The sequence below is a fragment of the Streptomyces sp. HmicA12 genome (genome assembly GCF_000373565.1).
Taxonomy (GTDB): Bacteria; Actinomycetota; Actinomycetes; order Streptomycetales; family Streptomycetaceae; genus Streptomyces.
This window is the reverse complement of record NZ_KB891797.1, coordinates 157,485-178,297: the sequence shown is the minus strand read 5'-3', so window position 1 is coordinate 178,297 and position 20,813 is coordinate 157,485. Positions and strand designations below refer to the sequence as shown.

Below are 20,813 nucleotides of genomic sequence, written 5' to 3'. Positions count from 1 at the left end.
CCCAGCAGAAAGGGTGCCGCGCGTGAACGGTCCACTCATCGTCCAGTCGGACAAGACCCTGCTTCTCGAGGTCGACCACGAGCAGGCCGACGACTGCCGCCGGGCGATCGCCCCGTTCGCCGAGCTGGAGCGGGCGCCCGAGCACATCCACACGTACCGGCTGACGCCGCTCGGCCTGTGGAACGCGCGGGCCGCCGGGCACGACGCGGAGCAGGTCGTGGACGCGCTCGTGGAGTACAGCCGGTACCCGGTGCCGCACGCGCTGCTCGTCGACATCGCGGAGACGATGGACCGCTACGGGCGCCTGACGCTGAGCAAGCACCCGGCGCACGGCCTCGTCCTGACGTCCACCGACCGCCCGGTCCTGGAGGAGATCCTCCGCTCGAAGCGGATCCAGCCGCTCGTCGGCGCCCGCATCGACGCCGACACCGTGGCCGTGCACCCCTCCGAGCGCGGCCAGATCAAGCAGACCCTGCTGAAGCTGGGCTGGCCCGCCGAGGACCTCGCCGGGTACGTGGACGGCGAGGCGCACCCCATCGAGCTCGCCGAGGACGGCTGGTCGCTGCGCCCGTACCAGAAGCAGGCCGTGGAGAACTTCTGGCACGGCGGCTCCGGTGTCGTCGTCCTGCCCTGCGGCGCGGGCAAGACGCTGGTCGGGGCCGGGGCGATGGCCGAGGCCAAGGCGACCACGCTCATCCTCGTCACGAACACCGTCTCCGCCCGCCAGTGGAAGCACGAGCTGGTGAAGCGCACCTCGCTCACCGAGGACGAGATCGGCGAGTACAGCGGTACGAAGAAGGAGATCCGCCCGGTCACCATCGCCACGTACCAGGTGCTGACGACGAAGCGGAAGGGTGTCTACCCGCACCTGGAGCTGTTCGACTCCCGCGACTGGGGCCTGGTCGTCTACGACGAGGTGCACCTGCTGCCCGCGCCCGTCTTCAAGTTCACCGCCGACCTCCAGGCGCGCCGCCGCCTCGGGCTGACCGCCACCCTCGTACGCGAGGACGGGCGCGAGTCCGACGTCTTCTCACTCATCGGCCCGAAGCGGTTCGACGCCCCGTGGAAGGAGATCGAGGCGCAGGGCTACATCGCCCCGGCGGACTGCGTCGAGGTACGCGTCAACCTCACCGACTCCGAGCGGCTCGCGTACGCCACCGCCGAGCAGGAGGAGAAGTACCGCTTCTGCGCGACGACCGCCACCAAGCGGAAGGTCACCGAGGCGCTGGTGAAGAAGCACGCGGGCGAGCAGACCCTCGTCATCGGCCAGTACATCGACCAACTCGACGAGCTGGGCGCCCACTTGGACGCCCCGGTCATCAAGGGCGAGACGACGAACGCGGTGCGCGAGAAGCTCTTCGACGCGTTCCGCGAGGGCGAGATCAGCGTCCTCGTCGTGTCGAAGGTCGCGAACTTCTCCATCGACCTGCCGGAGGCGACGGTCGCGATCCAGGTGTCGGGCACGTTCGGCTCGCGCCAGGAGGAGGCGCAGCGGCTCGGCCGGGTGCTGCGGCCGAAGGCGGACGGGCACGAGGCCCGCTTCTACTCGGTCGTCGCCCGCGACACCATCGACCAGGACTTCGCGGCGCACCGGCAGCGGTTCCTGGCCGAGCAGGGGTACGCCTACCGGATCGTGGACGCGGACGAACTGCTGGCCGGCAGCTGACGCACCGGCGCTCCGGACGGGGCGGGGTGTGCGTCGCGGCGCCGCCGGGCGTCCAGCACCGCGAGGCCCAGCACGCCCACCCCGAGCAGCGGGTACGGCGCCGCCAACGGCTGCTGCCACCAAGGCAGTTGAAGGTCCAGGTCGCCCTGGTGCGGCAGGATCCACATGGTGCGGGCGGTGAACACCACCGCCAGCGCGACCGTCGTACGCCGATGCCCCCCGGCCCACAGCAGCGCGAGCAGCGGCACGCACCACACCCAGTGATGGGACCAGCTGATCGGTGAGACGAGCAGCGCGGTCAGGGCGGTGAGCACGATGCCCTGGGCGGGCGTCCGGGCCCCGCGGGTCGCCGCGTACAGCCCCGCGGCGGCGACGAGGGCCGCCGGGACGGCCCAGAGCAGTCCCGGTTCGGCGGTGTGCAGCGCCCGGGCCACCAGCCCTTGCAGCGACTGGTTGTCGACGATCCACGCCTTGCCGACGCGCCCGGTCTCGTAGAGCCGCCCGGTCCAGAACTCCCCACTGGCGTACGGGAGTACGAGCCCGCCGACGGCGACGGTGCCGGCGAATCCGGCGGTCGCGCGGGCGGCCTCGCGGCGGCGGCCCGCCAGGAACAGGTACACGATGAAGACGGCGGGCGTCAGCTTGATGCCGGTCGCGACACCGAGGGCGACGCCTTTCCAGCGGGCGGTGTCGTGGCGGGTCAGGTCCCAGAGGATCAGGCAGGCCAGGGCCAGGTTGATCTGGCCGAACACGGCGGTCTGGAAGACGGGTTCGAGCCAGAGCGCTCCGCCGGCGACCGCGCAGACCGTGGCCCCGGCCGGCCGCAGTCCCGCGAGGCGACGGCAGGACAGCTGCACCAGGAGTGCGGTGAGCACGATGTTGCCGAGCAGGAAGACGGCCTTGAGCGCGGGCAGCGGCAGCCACGTCGTCGGCACGAACAGGAGCGCGGCGAACGGGGGGTAGGTGGCGGGCAGTTGCCACTCGGTGACGGTGAATCCGTACAGGTCCGCGCCACGCGTCGCCGCCGCGTGGCCCTCGGCCCGGTAGACCAGGACGTCGGCCATCGGGGCGCGCTGGAGGGCACAGAGGGCGAGCAGCGCGGCCACGGAGGCTGCCGCGAGGACGTACGGGGTGACTTTGCGTGCGCGGGTGATCACAGTGGGCGACTCTATGCGCCGTTCGCGACTGCGGGCCGGTGGGGGCTTCTCGCGCAGTTCCCCGCGCCCCTGAAAACCGGCTTCGCCCTCGGCTGACGGCCGGTGGGGGCTTCTCGCGCAGTTCCCCGCGCCCCTGAAAGGCCTGCGGCCTTCAGGGGAGGCTGCGCGAAGCGCATGCCTCAGGGGCGCGGGGAACTGCGCGACCAGCCCCCACCGGGCCCGCACCCCGCGACGAACCTCAGAACCCGGGACGGAATCCGCGGAGCCGCAGGCTGTTACCGACCACGAAGACCGAGGAGAAGGCCATGGCCGCCCCGGCGATCATGGGATTCAAGAGCCCCGCCGCGGCGAGCGGCAACGCCGCCACGTTGTACGCGAAGGCCCAGAACAGGTTCGACCGGATCGTGCCCAGGGTCTTGCGGGAGAGCCGGATCGCGTCGCCCGCGGAGCGCAGGTCACCGCGGACGAGCGTCAGGTCACCGGCCTCGATCGCCGCATCCGTACCGGTCCCCATCGCGAGCCCCAGATCGGCCTGCGCCAGCGCCGCCGCGTCGTTGACCCCGTCACCGACCATGGCCACCGAACGCCCCTCGCCCTGAAGGCGCTTGACGACGTCGACCTTGTCCTGCGGAAGGACCTCGGCGATGACGTCCGCCGGGTCGGTGATGCCGATCTCGGCGGCGACGGCGCGGGCCACGGCCTCGTTGTCCCCGGTCAACAGCACGGGCCGCAGGCCCAGTCGACGCAGCCGGCGGACGGCGTCCGGGCTGGTCTCCTTCACGGCGTCGGCGACTTCGAGGATCGCGCGGGCCTCCCCGTCCCAGGCCACCGCGATCACCGTACGGCCGGCGGCCTCCGCCCGCGCCTTGGCGCGCGCCAGTTCCACCGGCAGGCGGATCTCCCACTGCGCCAGCAGCTGTTCACGGCCGACGAGGACCGCGTGCCCCTCGACGACGCCCTGGACGCCGAGCCCGGCGATGTTCACGAAGTCCTCGGGAGCGGGGAGCGTACCGGCCTCGGCCAGCGCGCCCGCCGCGACGGCCTGCGCGACGGGGTGCTCGGAGGAGTGCTCCAACGCGCCCGCGAGCCGCAGGACTTCACCCTTGGACGTGGTGTCCGTGACGTGCGTGGCGAGGAGTGTCATCCGGCCCGTGGTGACCGTGCCGGTCTTGTCGAGGACGATCGTGTCGACCTTGCGGGTCGTCTCCAGGACCTCGGGGCCCTTGATGAGGATGCCGAGCTGCGCGCCGCGCCCCGTGCCGACCATGAGGGCCGTGGGCGTGGCGAGGCCGAGGGCGCACGGGCAGGCGATGATCAGGACGGCCACGGCCGCGGTGAAGGCGGCCGTCCAGCCCGCGCCGTTGCCGAGCCAGAAGCCGAGGGTGGCGACGGCGAGGGCGATGACGACGGGGACGAAGACCCCGGAGACGCGGTCGGCGAGACGCTGCGCGGCCGCCTTGCCGTTCTGGGCGTCCTCGACGAGCCTGGCCATGCGGGAGAGCTGGGTGTCGGCGCCGACACGGGTGGCCTCGACGACGAGCCGGCCGCCGGCGTTGAGCGTGGCACCGGTGACGGCGTCGCCGGTCGCGACCTCGACCGGCACGGACTCACCGGTGAGCATGGAGGCGTCCACGGCGGAGGAGCCCTCGACGACGGTGCCGTCGGTGGCGATCTTCTCGCCGGGCCGGACGAGGAACCGGTCCCCGACCTTCAACTCGCCGACCGGAACGGTCTGTCGGTGTCCGCCCTCGTGGACGACGGTGACGTCCTTGGCGCCCAGTTCGAGCAGCGCCCTGAGCGCGGCGCCCGCCTTCCGCTTGGAGCGTGCCTCGAAGTAGCGGCCCGCGAGGATGAAGGCGGTGACGCCCGCGGCGGCCTCCAGGTAGATGTTCCCCGCGCCGTCACCGCGGCCGATGGTCAGCTCGAAGGGGTGCGTCATGCCGGGCGTGCCGGCGGTGCCGAGGAACAGCGCCCACACCGACCACAGGAACGCGGCCGAGGTGCCGAGCGAGATCAGCGTGTCCATCGTCGCGGCGCCGTGCCGCGCGTTCGTGAACGCCGCCTTGTGGAAGGGCCAGGCCGCGTACGTCACGACGGGCGCGGCCAGCGTCAGGGACAGCCACTGCCAGTACTCGAACTGGAGGGCCGGGATCATCGCCATCGCGACGACGGGCACGGCGAGGACCACCGCGGTGATCAGCCGCTGACGCAGCGGACGCAGCTCGTCGTCCGCGCCGGCCGCGGGGCCGCCCTCCGGCACAGGCACGGGCGGGGCGGGCTCCCGCGCCGTGTATCCGGTGGCCTCGACGGTCGCGATCAGGTCCGCGACCTCGACCCCGTCCGCGTACGCGACCTTCGCCTTCTCGGTGGCGTAGTTGACGGTCGCCTCGACGCCGTCCATCCGGTTCAGCTTCTTCTCGATACGGGCGGCACACGACGCGCAGGTCATGCCGCCGATGGCGAGTTCCACCTGCGCGGGTGGGGCGACGGTGTGCGCCGACATGGTGCCTCCTCGGTAGCCGGTACCCGGGGCGGGTACCCCGTGACGTTCGTCATTTATACCCCTCGGGGGTATCGTGAGCAAGGTCGGACCGGGCTTGACTTGATACCCCCTAGGGGTATCTTCGTGACAACGGCGACGCCCAGGCGCCGACCGCCCCGCCGACCAGCCAACCGAGGAGCCCGTCATGCGCACAGGACTGAAGATCGCCGCCTTCACCGCCGCGGCGGCCGCCACGTTCGGGACCGCGTACGGGGTCGGCAGCGCGGCGGACCCGGTCGTCGCCGGGGACGAGAAGCGGCCGGCCGCGCACGACGAGCACGCCGCCGCCCCCGCGGCCGCCGCCGACACCACGCCCGGCGGACTCCAGGTCTCCGAGCGCGGCTACACGCTCGACCTGGAGCGCGACCGACTGCCGGGCCGCACCGGCGAGCTCCGCTTCACCATCACCAAGGACGCCACCGGCAAGCCCCTGACCTCGTACACGAAGGAGCACGGCAAGGAGCTGCACCTGATCGTCGCCTCGCGCGACCTGACCGCGTACCGGCATCTGCATCCGGTGCGGGCGGCCGACGGGACCTGGTCGACCCCGGTCTCGCTGCCGAAGGCGGGCGACTACCGGGTCTTCGCCGACTTCACGCCGCGCGGCGAGGAGGAGGGGCTCACGCTCGGCGCCGGGCTCGGGGTCGCGGGGACGTACGCACCCGCGCCACTGCCCCCGCACGCGGCGACGGCACGCACGGCGGACGGGTACGAGGTCCGGGTCGACGGCGAACTGAGGCCGGGCACCGCGAGCGAGCTCACTCTCGGCGTCAGCAAGGACGGGCGTCCCGTCACCGATCTGGAGCCGTATCTCGGCGCGTACGGGCACCTGGTCGCGCTGCGCTCCGGGGATCTCGCGTACCTTCACGTTCACCCGCACGACGGCAGGCCGGGGCCGGAGGTTTCCTTCACCGCGACCGCGCCGAGCACGGGTACGTACCGGCTCTTCCTGGACTTCAAGCACGACGGCAAGGTCAGGACGGCTGCGTTCACCGTGCACGCGGCGTAGGCTGAGCGGGACATTGGACTAGACCTGTAAGCCGTATCCGCCGAGGGTTCGGGGCCGGGTCGACGCGCGACAGGAGCCAGAGCCTCATGAGCAAGCGTGCAGTCCTGGAGGTGATCGCCCTCGACGCCGAGGACGCGATCGCCGCCCAGGCCGGGGGCGCGGACCGGCTCGAGCTGGTCACCGACATGGCCGCGGACGGTCTGACACCGTCGGTCGAGACGTTCGCGGCGATCCGCGGCGCCGTGGACATTTCGCTGCGCGTGATGCTGCGGCTCGCGGACGGCTTCGCCGCCGGCGACGTGTCGGCTCTGGTGGAGCGGGCGCGGACGCTGCGGGCCGCGGGCGCGGACGAGTTCGTGCTCGGGTTCCTGGACGAGCACGGGGGCCCCGACCTGGCGGCCGTCGAGCGTCTGGTGGGCGAGCTGGACGGCTGCCGGTGGACGTTCCACCGGGCCGTCGACCGGGCCGCGGACCGCGACGCGCTGCGCAAGCAGCTCGCGGACCTGCCGGGGCTCGACACGTATCTGACCGCGGGCTCGGCCGACGGGGTCGACGCCGGCCTCGACGTCCTGGTCGCCGAGGCGGCACGGGCCGCCTCCGGCGAGCCCGGGTACGAGCAGCAGATCCTGGTGGGCGGCGGCCTCCGCCTCGAACACGTCGCCGGCCTGCGGGCCGCCGGGATCTCGGCGTTCCACATCGGCGGGGCGTCGCGACCGCGCGGGTGGGACGGGCCGGTCTCGGCGGACGCGGTACGGGTGTGGCGGGAGGCGCTGGACGCGTAGGGCGCCGCCGGGGTTGCGGGTGCGGGCCCGGCGGGGCTTTTCGCCTTCGCGTCTGCCGGGTGGCGGTTCGTCTCGCGGCTGTGGGTGCGTCGTGGCTGGTCGCGCCCCGCGGCGGAGCCGCTGATGGGCACAGCCCCGCGCCCCTGAGGCATGCGCTGCGCGCAGCCTCCCCTGGGCGAGCGAAGCTCGCTCCCAGGGGCGCGGGGAACTGCGCGCAGCAGGACCACCGGCCCGCAGCCGCGAACCAAGCGCACCCGGCAGACGCGAAGGCGTAAGAGGCTCGGCCGCGCCTACGCGGCGGCCCCCAACTCCTCCGGCAGCGGCGCCCCGTGGACCACCAGGAGCCCCGACACCGCGCGGGTCAGAGCGACGTACAGGCGGCGCAGCCCGGTGCGTTCGTCCGGCTCGCCGCTCACCACCGCCGCGGGCTCGTCGAGGACCACGTAGTCGTACTCCAGCCCCTTCGCGAGCGACGCCGGCACGAGCGTGAGCCGCGACTCGGCGGTCGTCTCCTCACCGGGCGCCAGGAACGTGAGCCCCGCCTCCGTCAGCAGCTCCCCCAGCGCCGCGCAACGCGCGTCCGCCGCGATGAGCCCGATCGACCCCTCGTACTCCAGCGCCTCCCGGCAGGCCGCGACCACGTCGTCGTCCCCGGCGGCGGCCCGCACCTCGAACGCCCCGGGGTTCTCCCGCACCGACGCCACCGGAGCGAGCCCGGGCGCGATGTGCGGAAGGAGCCGGGACGCGTACGCGATGACGTCGGACGGCACACGGAAACCGGCCGTCAGCTCCTCCACCACGGCGTCCGGCTTGCCCAGATGGGACAGCGCCTCGGCCCAGCTCCGCGTCGCCCACGGGGTCGTGCCCTGCGCGAGGTCGCCGAGCACGGTCACGGAACCGGTCGTGGCGCGCCGCCCGACCGCCCGGTACTGCATCGGCGACAGGTCCTGCGCCTCGTCGAGCACCACGTGCCCGAGCGAGTGCGTGCGCTCGACGAGATCGCCGGCCTCGTCGATCAACACCGCGTCCGCGGCGGACCACTTGACGGTCTTCACGCTGCGCGCCGGCTTCTCCCACAGCATGGCCTTCTGCTCGGCCTCGTCGAACAGCCCGGCCGCGTGCTCGGCCAGGAAGTCCGGGTCCGACAGCAGCCGCAGCACCAGCTTCGCCGGGTCGACGGGCGGCCAGATCTCCTTGACGGCGGCCTTCACGGCGGCGTTGCGCGCGACGGCGTTCTGCACGCGGTCGTCGGGAGCCTCCCCGGCCCGCTCCATCTGGACGAGCACGGCGTGCGCGATCCGCTGCGGCAGCGCCTCGCGCGCGGCCCCGTACCGCATGTCGCGGGCCATCAACTCGGAGACCATCTCCTCCAGTTCGTACGAGGCGACACGCCACCGGCGCGAACCGCGCACGACCACGACGCCCTCGGTCGGCGGCGTGATGTGCGAGCGCAGGGCGCGCCGCAGCACCTCGGCCATCCGGGCGTCGCCCTTCACCAGCGCGGCGCTCGCGTCGTCGGTGCCCCGCACCTCCACGTGCGCGACGAGATCGTCGACAGTGGCCTGCTTGACCTCCAACTCGCCGAGCGCGGGCAGCACTTGCTCGATGTAGTGGAGGAAGGACTTGTTGGGTCCGATGACGAGGGTGCCGGTGCGGGCGAGCCGTTCGCGGTGCGCGTACAGCAGATAGGCGACACGGTGCAGGCCGACGGCGGTCTTTCCGGTCCCGGGCCCTCCCTGCACGCAGACCGACCCGGCGAGGCCGCTACGGACGATCTCGTCCTGCTCGGGCTGGATGGTGGCCACGATGTCGCGCATCGGGCCGACGCGCGGCCGCTCGATCTCCTGCTGGAGCAGCTTGCTGGTCCGCTCGACCTCGGCGGGGTCGGTCAGGTTCTCGTCTTCATAGGCGGTCAACTCCCCGCCCGTGTAACCGAACCGGCGGCGCAGCGCGACGTCCAGCGGGTCCTTCTTCGAGGCCCGGTAGAACGGCTGCGATACGGGCGCGCGCCAGTCGATGACCATCGGGTCGCCGTCGGCGTCGTGCACGTGCCGCCGCCCGATGTAGAACTGCTCCCCCTCGGCACCCTCGGCCCGGTCGGCGCCCGGCGCGTGCAGGTAGTCGAGCCGCCCGAAGAAGAGCGGGGTGTGACTCAGGTCGGCGAGCGCCTTGATCCGCTCGTCGATCTGGCGCTGCAGCACCTCGGCGTTCACCCAGTTCGCGGTGACGTCACGGATGTCCAGGGCCTGCACGTCCTCGCGCATGGCCCGCAGTGCGGAGCGGGACGAGGCTAGGTGTGCGCGCTCACGGTCGAGCGGTGACGCTGGCTGACTCACGGGTTCTGCCTCCGGCTCCGAGATATGTACGTCACGGGCCGCCCGGTTTCCGACCGGTCGGCGGCACTCCGGCAAGGGGAGGCGGGAAAGACGGGCGATTCTACGTGACGCCTGAATGCCGGTGCCAACGATTTCCGCGGGGGCCGGTGCCGGTGCCGGATGCGCTTTCGTTCGCGACTGCGGCCCGGTGGCCCTGCTTCGCGCAGTTCCCCGCGACCTTCCGCCGCGCGACAAGGGAACCCGGCAGACGCTCAGGCGAAAAGGGGCGCGGGGAACTGCGCGACCGGCCACCACCCACGCGCACCCGGCAACGAACCACCCCCCGCACCCGCTCACCCGAACAAATTCAGCTCAGCCTCCCGCACCCCGGCCAGCTCATAGCGCGCCCCCACCACCGGCCGCCCCGCGCACAACCGCACCAAGGTCGCCGCATCCCCGATGTACCGCGCCGGCGGCCCCTCGCCCGCGACGGCCCCGAGCACCAGCGGCTCGTCCACGTCGTCCAGATCGGCGTGCAGCGCCACCCGCCCCCGGTCACGAGTGATCCGCGCCAGCAGTTCGAGGGCCACCGGAAGCCCGACCCCGGCATACGCCCCGGGCTCCCCGAACGCGTCCCGTACGTCCCCCGCGTGCACCCACTCCCCCAGCGCGACCCCGTCGAGGCGGCCGCCCGCCGCGGCGATGGCGGCCCCGGCGTCGGTCATGCCGCGCTCCAGCTCGTCGACGATCTGCTGGTTGCTCCGGTCGGCGCGCTCGGCGATGTCCCGGTCGTTGCACTCGGGACTGAACACCCCGGCCTCGAACCGGCTCTCCACGACCCGGATCAGCGCGGCCGAGCAGTGCGCGAGCACATCCCGCACGGTCCACCCCGGACACGCGGTGTAGCGGGCGAAGTCGGCGTCGGGCCTGGCCCGCAACAACGGTACGAGGACGTCCCGTTCGGAGACCAGCAGGCGTCCCGGCAGCCCGGGGTCACGCTCTTTCGTCCGTACGGTGTCTGCAGTCATGGCCACACGGTAGGGCGCCTAAGGTCGTCCCATGAAGGAGACGACGACAGAGATGACGGACGGCGACCCCCGGCACGACGAGCTGATCCGGCGCTGGCGCTCGGCACTCCTCGGCGCGCTGGACACCGACGACACCGACGACACCGACGAGGCGGACACCGGCGCCGTCGACCCGGACCGATACGGCCACGCCCTGCTGACCCGCTGGTCCGAACCACAGCGCCGGTACCACACCCCCGCGCACCTCACCGCGGTCCTCGACCACATCGACGTACTGGAGGAGCACGCGGCGGACCCGGCGCTGGTGCGGCTCGCGGCCTGGTTCCACGACGCGGTGTACCGCCCGGACCGCTCGGAGAACGAGGAGCGGTCCGCCGCCCTCGCCGAGCGGGCGCTGGCGGAGGCCGGTCTCGCGGCGGACCGGATCGCCGAGGTGGCCCGCCTGGTCCGCCTCACGGTCACCCACGACCCGGCCGACGACGACACCAACGGCGAGGCCCTGTGCGACGCCGACCTGGCGATCCTCGCGTCGCCCCCGGAGCCGTACGCGGCCTATACGCGAGCGGTCCGCGAGGAGTACGCGTTCGTCCCCGACGAAGCCTTCAGAAGCGGCCGGGCGGCGGTGCTCAGCCAACTCCTCTCTCTCCCAAGGCTGTTCAGGACCCCGTACGGAAAGGCGAACTGGGAGGCCCCGGCCCGGGAGAACCTCTCCACGGAGCTGCGGCTGCTGACCGCCTGAAGGCGTGGCGGTCGCCGGGAATGCCACCCCCCATCCCCCGGTTGCCCCTTGCATGCCGCGAAATCCCGCCCGCACCGCCATGCCCCTGGCCGTCTACATACTCGGCCTGAGTGTCTTCGCCCTCGGCACGAGCGAGTTCATGCTCTCCGGGCTGCTCCCGGCGATCGCCGACGACATGGACGTCACGATCCCGCAGGCCGGCCTGCTGATCTCGGCGTTCGCGATCGGCATGGTGGTGGGCGCCCCGCTGCTCGCGGTGGCGACGCTGCGCCTGCCGCGCCGCACCACGCTCATCGCCCTGATCACCGTGTTCGGCCTGGGCCAGATCGCGGGCGCTCTCGCCCCCTCGTACGCGGTCCTCTTCGCGTCCCGCGTCGTGTCCGCGCTGGCCTGCGCCGGGTTCTGGGCGGTCGGCGCGGCGGTGGCCATCGCGATGGTGCCGATGAACCAGCGGGCCCGCGCGATGGCGGTCATGATCGGCGGCCTGTCGATCGCGAACGTGCTCGGCGTCCCGGCCGGTGCCTTCCTCGGTGACGGGCTCGGCTGGCGCGCGGCGTTCTGGGCGGTCGGCGCGGCCTCGGCGATCGCGCTCGTCGGCATCCTCACGCTCGTCCCGCGCATCCCCCTGGCCGCCGAACGCCCGCGCCTGAAGAGCGAGTTGTCGATCTACGCGGACCGTCAGGTGTGGCTGTCGATCGCCGTGACGGCGCTGGCGGCGGGCGGCGTCTTCTGCGCGTTCAGCTACCTGTCCCCGTTCCTGACGGACGTCGCGGGCCTGGACGAGGGCTGGGTCCCCGCGGTGCTGGCCCTGTTCGGCGTCGGCGCGCTGGTCGGCACGACGGTCGGCGGCCGGGTCGCGGACGCGCACCTCTTCGGGGTGCTGCTGACGGGCACCGCGGCGTCGACGGTCTTCCTGGCCGCGCTCGCCCTGCTCGGCCATGTCGCGGTCGCGGCGGTCGGCCTGTCGTTCCTGCTCGGCCTGTCCGCCTTCTTCACGGCCCCGGCCCTCAACGCCCGGATGTTCAACGTCGCGGGCGCCGCCCCCACGCTGGCGGGCGCCACCGCGACGGCCGCGTTCAACCTCGGCAACACGGGCGGCCCCTGGCTCGGCGGCACGGTCATCGACGCCCACCTCGGCTACCCGGCCGTCGCCTGGGCGGGCGGCGCGATGACGGTCACGGCACTGGCCCTGACGGCGGTGTCGCTGCGGCTGCACCGGAGGACCGCCTCCAAGGTCGTGGCCCGCGGCGCTACGCGGGCCGCCCCTTCGGCCGCCGCAGCCCGGCGTCCGTGAGCCGCCGCACGAGCTCCTTCGAGCCGATCTCCACGGCCCCGGCCCGCACCGCGTCCGCGTAACGGTGCGACGGAAGGTCGTAGTGATCGCGCTCGAAGGCGCGCTCCGGCACTCCCAACTCCCTTGCGAACGTGTGCAGTTCGTCGTACGACACATCGCTGACGAGGTGCGACCACATGCGGCCGTGACCGGGCCAGTCCGGCGGATCGATGTAGAGGGTCACCCGGCGACGGTCCCGAGCGAGCCGACCGGCGCCACGACCACGCCCGCCTCCGAGCACACCCAGTGCGGGTCGGCCCCCAGCTCCGGCTCGACGTCCAGCGCGTGCGGCCCCTCCGTGCCGGACCCCGGGCCGCAGACCGGGCAGAGCGGCCAGCGCCCGTACCGCTCCAGGATCCCGTCCTTCACGTCCTGCGCCACGAGCCCGGTGACGAACTCGACGCCCTCCGGCCACTGCTCCACCCACCAGCGCCGCTGCGCGATCGACTCCTCGACCAGCGAGACGACGTCCGCGTCGGCGACGTCCACCGCCTTCAGGTCGGCGAGGACGAGCGCGCGGGCCGCGTGCAGGGCCTGTTCCAGGGGGCTGATGGTGTCCATCCCCCAATTGTGCGCCCGCGGCGCAAGGGGCGTGTGAGCCCTACGGCAGGGGCGTGTGAGCCGCACGACAGGGGCGAAGGACCCTTGACCCCCACCCGTCCCGAAAATATCTTTCATTACGTGAGCAATGACGTGAAGGAAAGTTTCGCCAGCGACGCGCCGCCCGCCCCGGCCGCCCTCGCGGCCAAGGTGCGCACCCTGGCCCCGTCGATGACGCGGTCCATGCAGCGGGTCGCCGAGGCGGTCGCCGGTGACCCGGCCGGCTGCGCCGCGCTGACCGTCACCGGCCTCGCCGAGCTCACCGGCACCAGCGAGGCGACGGTGGTCCGCACCGCCCGCCTCCTCGGCTACCCCGGCTACCGCGACCTGCGCCTGGCGCTCGCCGGGCTCGCCGCCCAGCAGCAGTCGGGCCGCGCCCCGGCCGTCACGGCGGACATCGCGGTCGACGACCCGATCGCCGACGTCGTCGCGAAGCTCGCGTACGACGAGCAGCAGACCCTCGCCGACACCGCCGCGGGCCTGGACACCGTGCAGCTCGGCGCCGCCGTGAACGCCCTGGCGGGCGCGGGCCGCGTCGAGATCTACGGCATGGCCGCCTCCGGCCTCGTCGCCCAGGACCTGGCCCAGAAGCTCCTGCGCATCGGTCATGTCGCGTACGCGCACTCCGACCCGCACCTGGCCGTCACCAACGCGGTGAGCCTGCGCAGCGGGGACGTGGCCGTCGCCATCACCCACTCCGGCACCACCAGCGACGTCATCGAACCCCTCCGGGTCGCCTTCGAGCACGGCGCGACGACGATCGCGATCACCGGCCGCCCGGACGCCCCGGTCTCGCAGTACGCGGACCACATCCTCACCACGTCCATCGCCCGCGAGAGCGAGCTGCGCCCCGCCGCGATGTCCTCCCGGACCAGCCAGCTCCTGGTCGTGGACTGTCTGTTCGTGGGCGTGGCGCAACGCACGTACGAGTCGGCGGCGCCGGCGCTGTCCGCGTCCTACGAGGCCCTGGCCCACCGCCACCGCGCCACGTCCCGGGGTGGCAGGTCATGACGCTCGTCCCCGGCTCACGGCCGGTGGGGGCTGGTCGCGCAGTTCCCCGCGCCCCTGAAGCATGCGCTTCGCGCAGCTTCCCCTGAAGGCCGCAGGCCTTTCAGGGGCGCGGGGAACTGCGCGAGAAGCCCCACCGGCCGTGAGCCGGAAACGAAACAGCACAAGGCAGACGCCACCCACCCGCACAGAAAGCCCCGAGACGACGATGTCCACCGACGCCACGTACACCGAACTCCGAGCCCAGCTGGCCACCCTCACGACGGAGGCGTTCCGCCCCGAGCTCGCCGAGATCGACCAGCTCCCCACCCTCGAGATCGCCAAGATCATGAATGGCGAGGACGCCACGGTCCCGACCGCCGTGGCCGCTCAGCTCCCCCAGATCGCCGCGGCGATCGACGGCACCGCCGAGCGCATGGCCCGCGGCGGCCGCCTGATCTACGCGGGCGCCGGCACCGCGGGCCGCCTCGGCGTGCTGGACGCGTCCGAGTGCCCGCCCACCTTCAACACCGAGCCGAGCGAGGTCGTCGGCCTGATCGCGGGCGGCCCGAGCGCCATGGTCACCGCGGTCGAGGGCGCCGAGGACTCCAAGGAACTGGCGGCCGAGGACCTGGACGCGCTGAACCTGACGGCCGACGACATCGTGGTCGGCATCTCCGCCTCGGGCCGCACCCCGTACGCGATCGGCGCGGTGGAGCACGCGAGGAACACCCGCGGCGCGCTCACCATCGGCCTGTCCTGCAACGCGGACAGCGCGCTGGCCGCCGCCGCGGACCACGGCATCGAGGTCGTCGTCGGCCCCGAGCTGCTCACCGGCTCGACCCGCCTGAAGGCCGGCACGGCGCAGAAGCTCGTCCTGAACATGCTGTCGACGATCACCATGATCCGGCTCGGCAAGACGTACGGGAACCTCATGGTCGACGTACGCGCGTCGAACGAGAAGCTGCGGGCCCGCTCCCGCCGCATCGTCTCCCTGGCCACGGGCGCCGACGACGACGCCATCGAGGCCGCGCTCGCCGCGACGGACGGGGAGGTGAAGAACGCCATCCTGGTCGTCCTCGGCGAGGTCGACGGCCCCACCGCCGCCCGCCTCCTGACCGAGTCGAACGGCCACCTGCGCGCGGCCCTCGCGGCAGCCGCCACCGCCTGACCCTCCCCCTCACGTCCCCCAGCACCACCCGCACAGCAAGGCACCACGCACCATGACCGAGAACAAGAACCGCGCCGTCGCCGCCGCGATCCTCCCGCTCGTCGGCGGCGCGGCGAACGTCACTTCCGTCGTCCACTGCATGACCCGGCTCCGGCTCGGCCTGGCCGACCGTTCGCTCGTCCAGGACGAGGCGCTCAAGGCGCTGCCCGATGTCATGGGCGTGGTCGAGGACGACACGTACCAGATCGTGCTCGGCCCGGGGAAGGTCGCCCGTGTGACCCCCGAGTTCGAGACGCTGGTCGAGGAGGGCAAGGCGGCCGCCCCGGCCGCTCCCGCCAAGACCGCCGACGAGCTGGCCGCGCAGGGCGCCGCGATGAAGGCGGCGCAGAAGGCGAAGAACAACACCCCGTTCAAGCTCTTCCTGCGCAAGATCGCCAACATCTTCGTGCCGCTGATCCCGGCCCTGATCGGCTGCGGCATCGTCGCGGGCATCAACGGCCTGCTGATCAACCTGCACTGGCTGCCGACGGTCACCCCGGCGCTCGCCGCGATCTCCTCGGGCTTCATGTCGCTGATCGCCGTGTTCGTCGGCTACAACGCGGCGAAGGAGTTCGGCGGCACCCCGATCCTGGGCGGCGCGGTCGCCTCGATCATCGTGTACGCGGGCGTCGCCAACATCTCCGTGTTCGGGGAGAAGCTCTCGCCGGGCCAGGGCGGTGTGCTGGGCGCGATGGGCGCGGCCATCCTCGCGGTCTACGTCGAGAAGTGGTGCCGCAAGTGGGTCCCGGAGTCCCTGGACGTCCTGGTCACCCCGACCCTCACGGTCCTGGTCTCCGGCCTGGTCACGATCTTCGGCCTGATGTACGTCGCGGGTGAGATCTCCACCGGCATCGGCACGGCGGCCAACTGGCTCCTGGACAGCGCGGGCGTCTTCGCGGGCGCGATCCTCGGCGGCCTCTTCCTGCCGCTGGTCATGCTGGGCCTGCACCAGGCCCTGATCCCCATCCACACCACCCTGATCGAGCAGCAGGGCTACACGGTCCTGCTCCCGATCCTCGCCATGGCGGGCGCGGGCCAGGTCGGTTCGGCCATCGCCGTCTTCAAGCGCCTGCCGCGCAACACCTCGCTGCGCAAGACCATCAAGTCGGCGCTCCCGGCGGGCTTCCTGGGCGTGGGCGAGCCGCTGATCTACGGTGTCTCGCTGCCCCTGGGCCGCCCGTTCATCACGGCGTGCATCGGTGGCGCGGCCGGCGGCGCGTTCATCGGGTTCTTCTCGATGGTCGGCTACCAGGTCGGTTCCACCGCGATCGGCCCGTCCGGCTGGGCCCTGTTCCCGCTGCTCGACGGCAACCACAACATCGGCATCGACATCGCGATCTACGCGGGCGGCCTGCTGGTCGGCTACATCGTCGGCTACTTCGCGACGTACTACTTCGGATTCACCAAGGAGATGCTGGTGGAGCTGAACGCGGACGTCGACGCGGGCGAGTCCCCCGAGGCCCACGCCGAGCAGGGCCCGTCGGCCCCGAAGACCGCGGCGGACCCGAAGGAACCGGCGAAGGTCTGACGCACCACTCCTGACCACATGTGGGGGCCGTTCCACTGCGGAACGGCCCCCACGTGTTACCGGTCAAACCGGTAAGCTGCTACGGTGCCCGCATCATGGACAAGCCCCAAGGCCCCCTGAACTTCCGCTGGTTCGGCGGCAGGACCTCGGTCGACTTCACGGCCACACTGGGCATGCGCGGACTCGCGGACGAGTGCGAGCGGCTGCGCGCCCCCGCCGACCTGTCCCGCTGGTGCCGGGAGGCGGGCCTGTCCGACGGGCCGTCGACCGACGTCACGCCCCGCGCCCTCGCCCAGGCCCGCGAACTGCGCGAGGCCCTCCACCGCGCCTTCTCCGCACCCTCGGCCCCGGACCCGGCCGACCTGGACACCATCAGCAACTGGTCGGCCCGCTCCCTGCCGGGCCCCCGCCTCACCCTCGGCCCGAAGAGCCGCCCCGCACTCCAGCGCCCCCAACTCCGCCTGACCGGCGACCTGTTGACCCTGGTCGCCCGCGACGGCGCCGAGCTCCTCACCGGCCCCCACGCCCGCCGGATCCGCGAGTGCGCCGCCCCCGACTGCACCCTCCTCTACGTCGACGAGAGCCGCCCGGGCCGCCGCCGCTGGTGCTCGATGGACACGTGCGGCGCCCGCTCCAAGATGGCGGGGTACCGGTCCCGCAAGACGCAGCGGGCCTAGGGCAGCCGCCCCTCCCGGTTCACCACCCGCACCCGCGCCCGCAGCTCCTCCGACACCGGCGCGGGTGTCACGGCCTCCGGCGGGCAGTCCCACTCCACTCCCCCGCCGGGCGGCCGGAGTTGGACGTAGCCTCCCTCCGCCCCCATGACCTGCCCGACCCGTCCGTCCCGTACGTCGATCACGTACTCCCCGACGCTCGTCACGTCCGCACCCCGTGCAGTACGGACGCCAGCCGCATCGCCGTGTCCAGGTTGACGCATCCGAGATCCACCAGCGGATACGCCACCTCCCCCGCCGCCGACACCGGATCCACCCGCAGCGAGGGCAGCAGCACCCCCAACACACCCAGTTCAGCGCTGAGTTGAGCGATGACCTCCTCGACCACCCGAATCCGCTCCGCGTCCCGCACGACCATTCGCGACCAGCACCCTTCACACCGAGTGTTCCGATTTCCTCACCCAGCGTGACGTGATCGGCTCTACGCTTTCCAGTGGCGCAGGCCCAACAGAGCGCATTGCTGCATGCGGGAGTTGATGCACATGTCAGGACCGAAGGACCTCGATCCCTCGTCTCGCCGCGTCATGATCGGCGAAGAACTCCGCCATGCCCGGGAGAGAGCGGATCTGACCCAACAGGCCCTGGGAGAGCTGTTGTTCGTCAGCGGGTCCTACGTGGGCCAGATGGAGGCGGGGACGCGACGCATCCTGCCCGACATGGCCGTACGGCTCGACGAGATCCTGAAGGCCGGGGGTTTCTTCGTCCGGCACTGCACGAAGGCGAACCAATCGAAGCACCCGGAGTACTTCGCCGAGGCTGCCGAAGCCGAGGCCCTGGCAACCGGGATCAGGCAGTACGGAGCAATGCTGATCCCCGGCCTGCTCCAGACCTCCGACTACGCCCGAGCAGTCTTTCTCGACTACCAGCCCACCGCGCCGGACCAGGCGATCGAGGAGCTTCTGGCCTCCCGCATGTCCCGAACTCGCCTCCTCGACCATCCAACAAAGCCGCAGTTGTGGGCCGTCCTGGACGAGGCAGTCCTGCGCAGGCCGGTCGGCAGCGCCAGCGTGATGGCCGAGAACTTGCAGCACATCGCCAACCTGGTGCGCACGCGCCGGATCATCGCCCAAGTCATCCCATTCGCGGCAGGCGGCCACGCCTCGCCGCACGGCTCCCTCAAGCTCATGTACTTCGACGACGCACCGCCCCTCGCGTTCATCGAAGCCCCGGTAACAGGACTGCTGTTGGACGATCCTGCGGCAGTCAACCGCCTGGAACTCTCCTACGATCTACTCCGGGCCAGCGCCCTCACCCCAAGGAAGTCCCTGGCCCTGATCTCTTCAGTGGCGGAGGATTACGCGCATGGCGATCACGAAACGCGAACCTGACCTGACCTCGGCCAACTGGCACAAGTCCTCATACAGTGCCGGCGACGGCAGCGACTGCCTCGAAGTCACCCACGACTACCCCGGCATCGTCCCCGTCCGCGACTCAAAGACCCCCGACGGCCCGAAGCTCGTGCTGCGGGCGGCAGCCTGGGCCGCCTTCATCGACGACCTGCGCGACACCCCGTAATCGCCCGCCCGGAGACCGTAGGCGGCGTCCGCACCACGCACTACCGGGGCGTGCTCGGCCACGCCGCCCCGCCCGGGCGGATGGCGCCCGGCACCAAGGACAGGACGAACCAGGCAAAGGAGTACACCGGCAGCGACCCACCGGTGTACTCCGGGCCCGCACCGCCCACACCCGCACAAACCTGAACATGGGCGGCGTCCGGATGACCATCACCCTGCCCCTGTCCACCCACGGCAAGCCGGTGAAGGTGACGGCCCCCGAACCGACCGTCCCCGTAACCGAGTTGCCCGGCCCCTCCTTGGGCTGACCTGGGAGGGGAGCGCCCTCGGCTACCCGTCCCAGTACACCCGGTCGAGCCTGCCGAGCGCCGCCGCCCGCTCGTGCGGCGGCACCACGGTCCCCGAGCGGCCCGGCGGCACCGGCTCCGCCGCCCACGCCCCGGAGGCACCCACACCCGCCAGGGCCGCGGCCGCCACCAGGGCCACCGCCACCACGCGCACACTCCCGCTCATCCTCATGCCTGATACAACGACCGCGGCGCCCGCGCGGTAACCGCTCCACATGCGCCCGCGCCCGGTACCCCGCATCCTGGCCCCATGGCTGACAGCACCCTTTCCAAGATCTCCTGGACCGAGTTCCGCCCCGACCAGCGGCGCCTGGCCACCGGTGCCGGGCTGACCGGCGTCGGCATGCTCGTCGCCGCGGCCGGCGTCGGTGTCCTCGTCTACGAGCTGGCCCGCGCGGGCCGCAGCTGGACCGGCAGCTGGGAGGTGCCGCCCGCCGAGCTGGCGCACCGCGCCCTGCGGCAGGCCCAGACGGCGGCGACGAGCGCCTCCCGGGCGGGCCGCGACGCGTGGCAGAGCTACGAGGAAGGCGCGTCCTGAGACGTGCCGTGAAGCCCGCGTCCTCCCACCTGAGTCGAAGCCGGGGATGACCGGGAGGACGTGCTTCGCGACGTCCAGGAGCACGGTCCGGTCCGGATACCCGCCGGCGTTGCGCCACACCACCAGCTCGTAGGAGCCGCCGCGGTTCTTCGGGTCGAACGCCACGACGAGCGCCTCGGCGGGTACCCCCTGCGTGCTCTCGGCGTCCGAACCGCCGAGGCGGAAGCGGATGCCCAGGGTCTGCGTCGAGTAGAAGACCCCGGGGCGGCGCAGCACCTTCTGGGCGTGCACGTCGCGGCCGAGGAACGCCACGGTCTCCTCGTCCACCGGCAGCTTGTCGTACGTCGCCGAGAGCGTCACCGTGTACGTCTCGAACTCGATCCGCGCCGCCCGGTACGGGATCTTGTCGCTGCCCGAGCCGATCGACCCGTCGCCGCTGCCGCTCGCGCTCTTGGGGATCTCGCCCGGCGTCCCCAGCCACGTCGCGAGCTCGCGCTGGTTCAGCGCCTTGCACAACTGGGCCCCGTAGACCCGCCCGGCCGCCTTGTCGCCCTTCTCCGCCGCACCGCCCGAGCAGGCCGCCGCCTTGGGCTCGTCGGCCTCGTCCGACGCCGACAGGTCCGAGATCGCCCAGAACCCGACGGCGAGCGCCCCCACGAGGGCCACGGCCGAAATGGCCTGCCCCACCGCGTTCATGCTCTTCTCCGGCACACCACTGCTGTCGGTCATGTCCCCCACCTGCCGTGATTGCGCACTACTCCCCAGTACGCGCCCGGGGACAGTA

General features: G+C 72.4%; 20 protein-coding genes. 11 read left to right on the top strand and 9 right to left on the bottom strand.

Translation table 11 applies throughout. The features are described 5' to 3' along the window. Positions 1 to 22 precede the first annotated feature (22 nt). Positions 23 to 1,666 (top strand): DNA repair helicase XPB, encoded by a 1,644-nt coding sequence (locus B072_RS0100925; RefSeq protein WP_026245331.1) that lies wholly within the window; start codon positions 23 to 25, stop codon positions 1,664 to 1,666. On the opposite strand, the gene B072_RS0100920 is transcribed toward B072_RS0100925, so the two are convergent. Together B072_RS0100920 and B072_RS0100915 are read right to left on the bottom strand one after the other, a co-directional pair. Beyond that, complete coding sequence (locus B072_RS0100920; RefSeq protein ID WP_018528048.1) at positions 1,624 to 2,823, bottom strand: glycosyltransferase 87 family protein; 1,200 nt, start codon at positions 2,821 to 2,823, stop codon at positions 1,624 to 1,626. The two genes, B072_RS0100925 and B072_RS0100920, sit on opposite strands and share 43 nt — an antisense overlap. A 238-nt stretch (positions 2,824 to 3,061) precedes the next feature. After that, the gene (locus B072_RS0100915) at positions 3,062 to 5,326 is read right to left on the bottom strand and encodes a heavy metal translocating P-type ATPase (RefSeq protein ID WP_018528047.1); all 2,265 of its coding nucleotides are present in this window, start codon (positions 5,324 to 5,326) and stop codon (positions 3,062 to 3,064) included. A 184-nt stretch (positions 5,327 to 5,510) separates the two neighbouring features. Here B072_RS0100915 and B072_RS0100910 point away from each other — a divergent pair, with 184 nt between their 5' ends. Further along, entirely contained in the window at positions 5,511 to 6,374 is an 864-nt protein-coding gene (locus B072_RS0100910; protein ID WP_018528046.1) for a hypothetical protein, read from the top strand. A gap of 86 nt (positions 6,375 to 6,460) precedes the next feature. Next, positions 6,461 to 7,156, top strand: coding sequence for a copper homeostasis protein CutC (locus B072_RS0100905; RefSeq protein WP_018528045.1), 696 nt, complete (start codon positions 6,461 to 6,463; stop codon positions 7,154 to 7,156). Positions 7,157 to 7,446: 290 nt separating this feature from the next. Here B072_RS0100905 and B072_RS0100900 read toward each other — a convergent pair whose 3' ends face one another. Both B072_RS0100900 and B072_RS0100895 read right to left on the bottom strand, forming a co-directional pair. After that, positions 7,447 to 9,420 carry an ATP-binding domain-containing protein gene (locus B072_RS0100900; RefSeq protein ID WP_018528044.1) on the bottom strand — a complete coding sequence of 658 codons (1,974 nt, stop codon included), beginning with the start codon at positions 9,418 to 9,420 and terminating at the stop codon, positions 7,447 to 7,449. 404 nt (positions 9,421 to 9,824) lie between these two features. Next, positions 9,825 to 10,499, bottom strand: a complete 675-nt coding sequence (locus B072_RS0100895; protein ID WP_026245329.1) for a maleylpyruvate isomerase family mycothiol-dependent enzyme — start codon at positions 10,497 to 10,499, stop codon at positions 9,825 to 9,827. Positions 10,500 to 10,530: 31 nt separating this feature from the next. Here B072_RS0100895 and B072_RS0100890 point away from each other — a divergent pair, with 31 nt between their 5' ends. Together B072_RS0100890 and B072_RS0100885 are read left to right on the top strand one after the other, a co-directional pair. Continuing rightward, complete coding sequence (locus tag B072_RS0100890; RefSeq protein WP_234018772.1) at positions 10,531 to 11,238, top strand: hypothetical protein; 708 nt, start codon at positions 10,531 to 10,533, stop codon at positions 11,236 to 11,238. Positions 11,239 to 11,317: 79 nt separating this feature from the next. Next, complete coding sequence (locus tag B072_RS0100885) at positions 11,318 to 12,532, top strand: Cmx/CmrA family chloramphenicol efflux MFS transporter (RefSeq protein WP_026245328.1); 1,215 nt, start codon at positions 11,318 to 11,320, stop codon at positions 12,530 to 12,532. Here the strand turns inward: B072_RS0100885 and B072_RS0100880 are convergent. Next, positions 12,489 to 12,755, bottom strand: coding sequence for a DUF4031 domain-containing protein (locus B072_RS0100880; RefSeq protein WP_018528040.1), 267 nt, complete (start codon positions 12,753 to 12,755; stop codon positions 12,489 to 12,491). The genes B072_RS0100885 and B072_RS0100880 overlap by 44 nt on opposite strands. After that, positions 12,752 to 13,132, bottom strand: coding sequence for a hypothetical protein (locus tag B072_RS0100875; protein ID WP_018528039.1), 381 nt, complete (start codon positions 13,130 to 13,132; stop codon positions 12,752 to 12,754). The genes B072_RS0100880 and B072_RS0100875 overlap by 4 nt, the downstream gene beginning before the upstream one ends. Positions 13,133 to 13,252: 120 nt before the next feature. Here B072_RS0100875 and B072_RS0100870 point away from each other — a divergent pair, with 120 nt between their 5' ends. The 4 genes from B072_RS0100870 to B072_RS0100855 all read left to right on the top strand — a co-directional run bounded on the left by B072_RS0100870 (position 13,253) and on the right by B072_RS0100855 (position 17,573). After that, positions 13,253 to 14,182, top strand: a complete 930-nt coding sequence (locus B072_RS0100870) for a MurR/RpiR family transcriptional regulator (protein WP_026245327.1) — start codon at positions 13,253 to 13,255, stop codon at positions 14,180 to 14,182. A 205-nt stretch (positions 14,183 to 14,387) separates the two neighbouring features. After that, positions 14,388 to 15,329: an N-acetylmuramic acid 6-phosphate etherase gene (murQ, locus tag B072_RS0100865; RefSeq protein ID WP_018528037.1), complete on the top strand. Its 942-nt coding sequence runs from the start codon at positions 14,388 to 14,390 to the stop codon at positions 15,327 to 15,329. Positions 15,330 to 15,381: 52 nt separating this feature from the next. After that, positions 15,382 to 16,896, top strand: a complete 1,515-nt coding sequence (locus tag B072_RS0100860; RefSeq protein WP_018528036.1) for a PTS transporter subunit EIIC — start codon at positions 15,382 to 15,384, stop codon at positions 16,894 to 16,896. A 95-nt stretch (positions 16,897 to 16,991) separates the two neighbouring features. Continuing rightward, positions 16,992 to 17,573: a CGNR zinc finger domain-containing protein gene (locus B072_RS0100855; protein ID WP_018528035.1), complete on the top strand. Its 582-nt coding sequence runs from the start codon at positions 16,992 to 16,994 to the stop codon at positions 17,571 to 17,573. Here B072_RS0100855 and B072_RS0100850 read toward each other — a convergent pair. Then, positions 17,570 to 17,776, bottom strand: a complete 207-nt coding sequence (locus tag B072_RS0100850) for a hypothetical protein (RefSeq protein ID WP_018528034.1) — start codon at positions 17,774 to 17,776, stop codon at positions 17,570 to 17,572. The genes B072_RS0100855 and B072_RS0100850 overlap by 4 nt on opposite strands. Further along, positions 17,773 to 17,988 carry a hypothetical protein gene (locus B072_RS0100845; RefSeq protein ID WP_018528033.1) on the bottom strand — a complete coding sequence of 72 codons (216 nt, stop codon included), beginning with the start codon at positions 17,986 to 17,988 and terminating at the stop codon, positions 17,773 to 17,775. The genes B072_RS0100850 and B072_RS0100845 overlap by 4 nt, the downstream gene beginning before the upstream one ends. Positions 17,989 to 18,112: 124 nt before the next feature. Here B072_RS0100845 and B072_RS0100840 point away from each other — a divergent pair, with 124 nt between their 5' ends. Continuing rightward, a complete protein-coding gene (locus tag B072_RS0100840; RefSeq protein WP_026245326.1) occupies positions 18,113 to 18,958 on the top strand; it encodes a helix-turn-helix domain-containing protein in 846 nt (281 codons plus the stop codon). Next, the gene (locus B072_RS0100835; protein ID WP_018528031.1) at positions 18,933 to 19,145 is read left to right on the top strand and encodes a DUF397 domain-containing protein; all 213 of its coding nucleotides are present in this window, start codon (positions 18,933 to 18,935) and stop codon (positions 19,143 to 19,145) included. Before B072_RS0100840 ends, B072_RS0100835 begins: the two co-directional genes overlap by 26 nt. 329 nt (positions 19,146 to 19,474) lie before the next feature. On the opposite strand, the gene B072_RS48565 is transcribed toward B072_RS0100835, so the two are convergent. Next, positions 19,475 to 20,758, bottom strand: coding sequence for a DUF6215 domain-containing protein (locus B072_RS48565; RefSeq protein ID WP_018528029.1), 1,284 nt, complete (start codon positions 20,756 to 20,758; stop codon positions 19,475 to 19,477). Positions 20,759 to 20,813 lie beyond the last annotated feature (55 nt).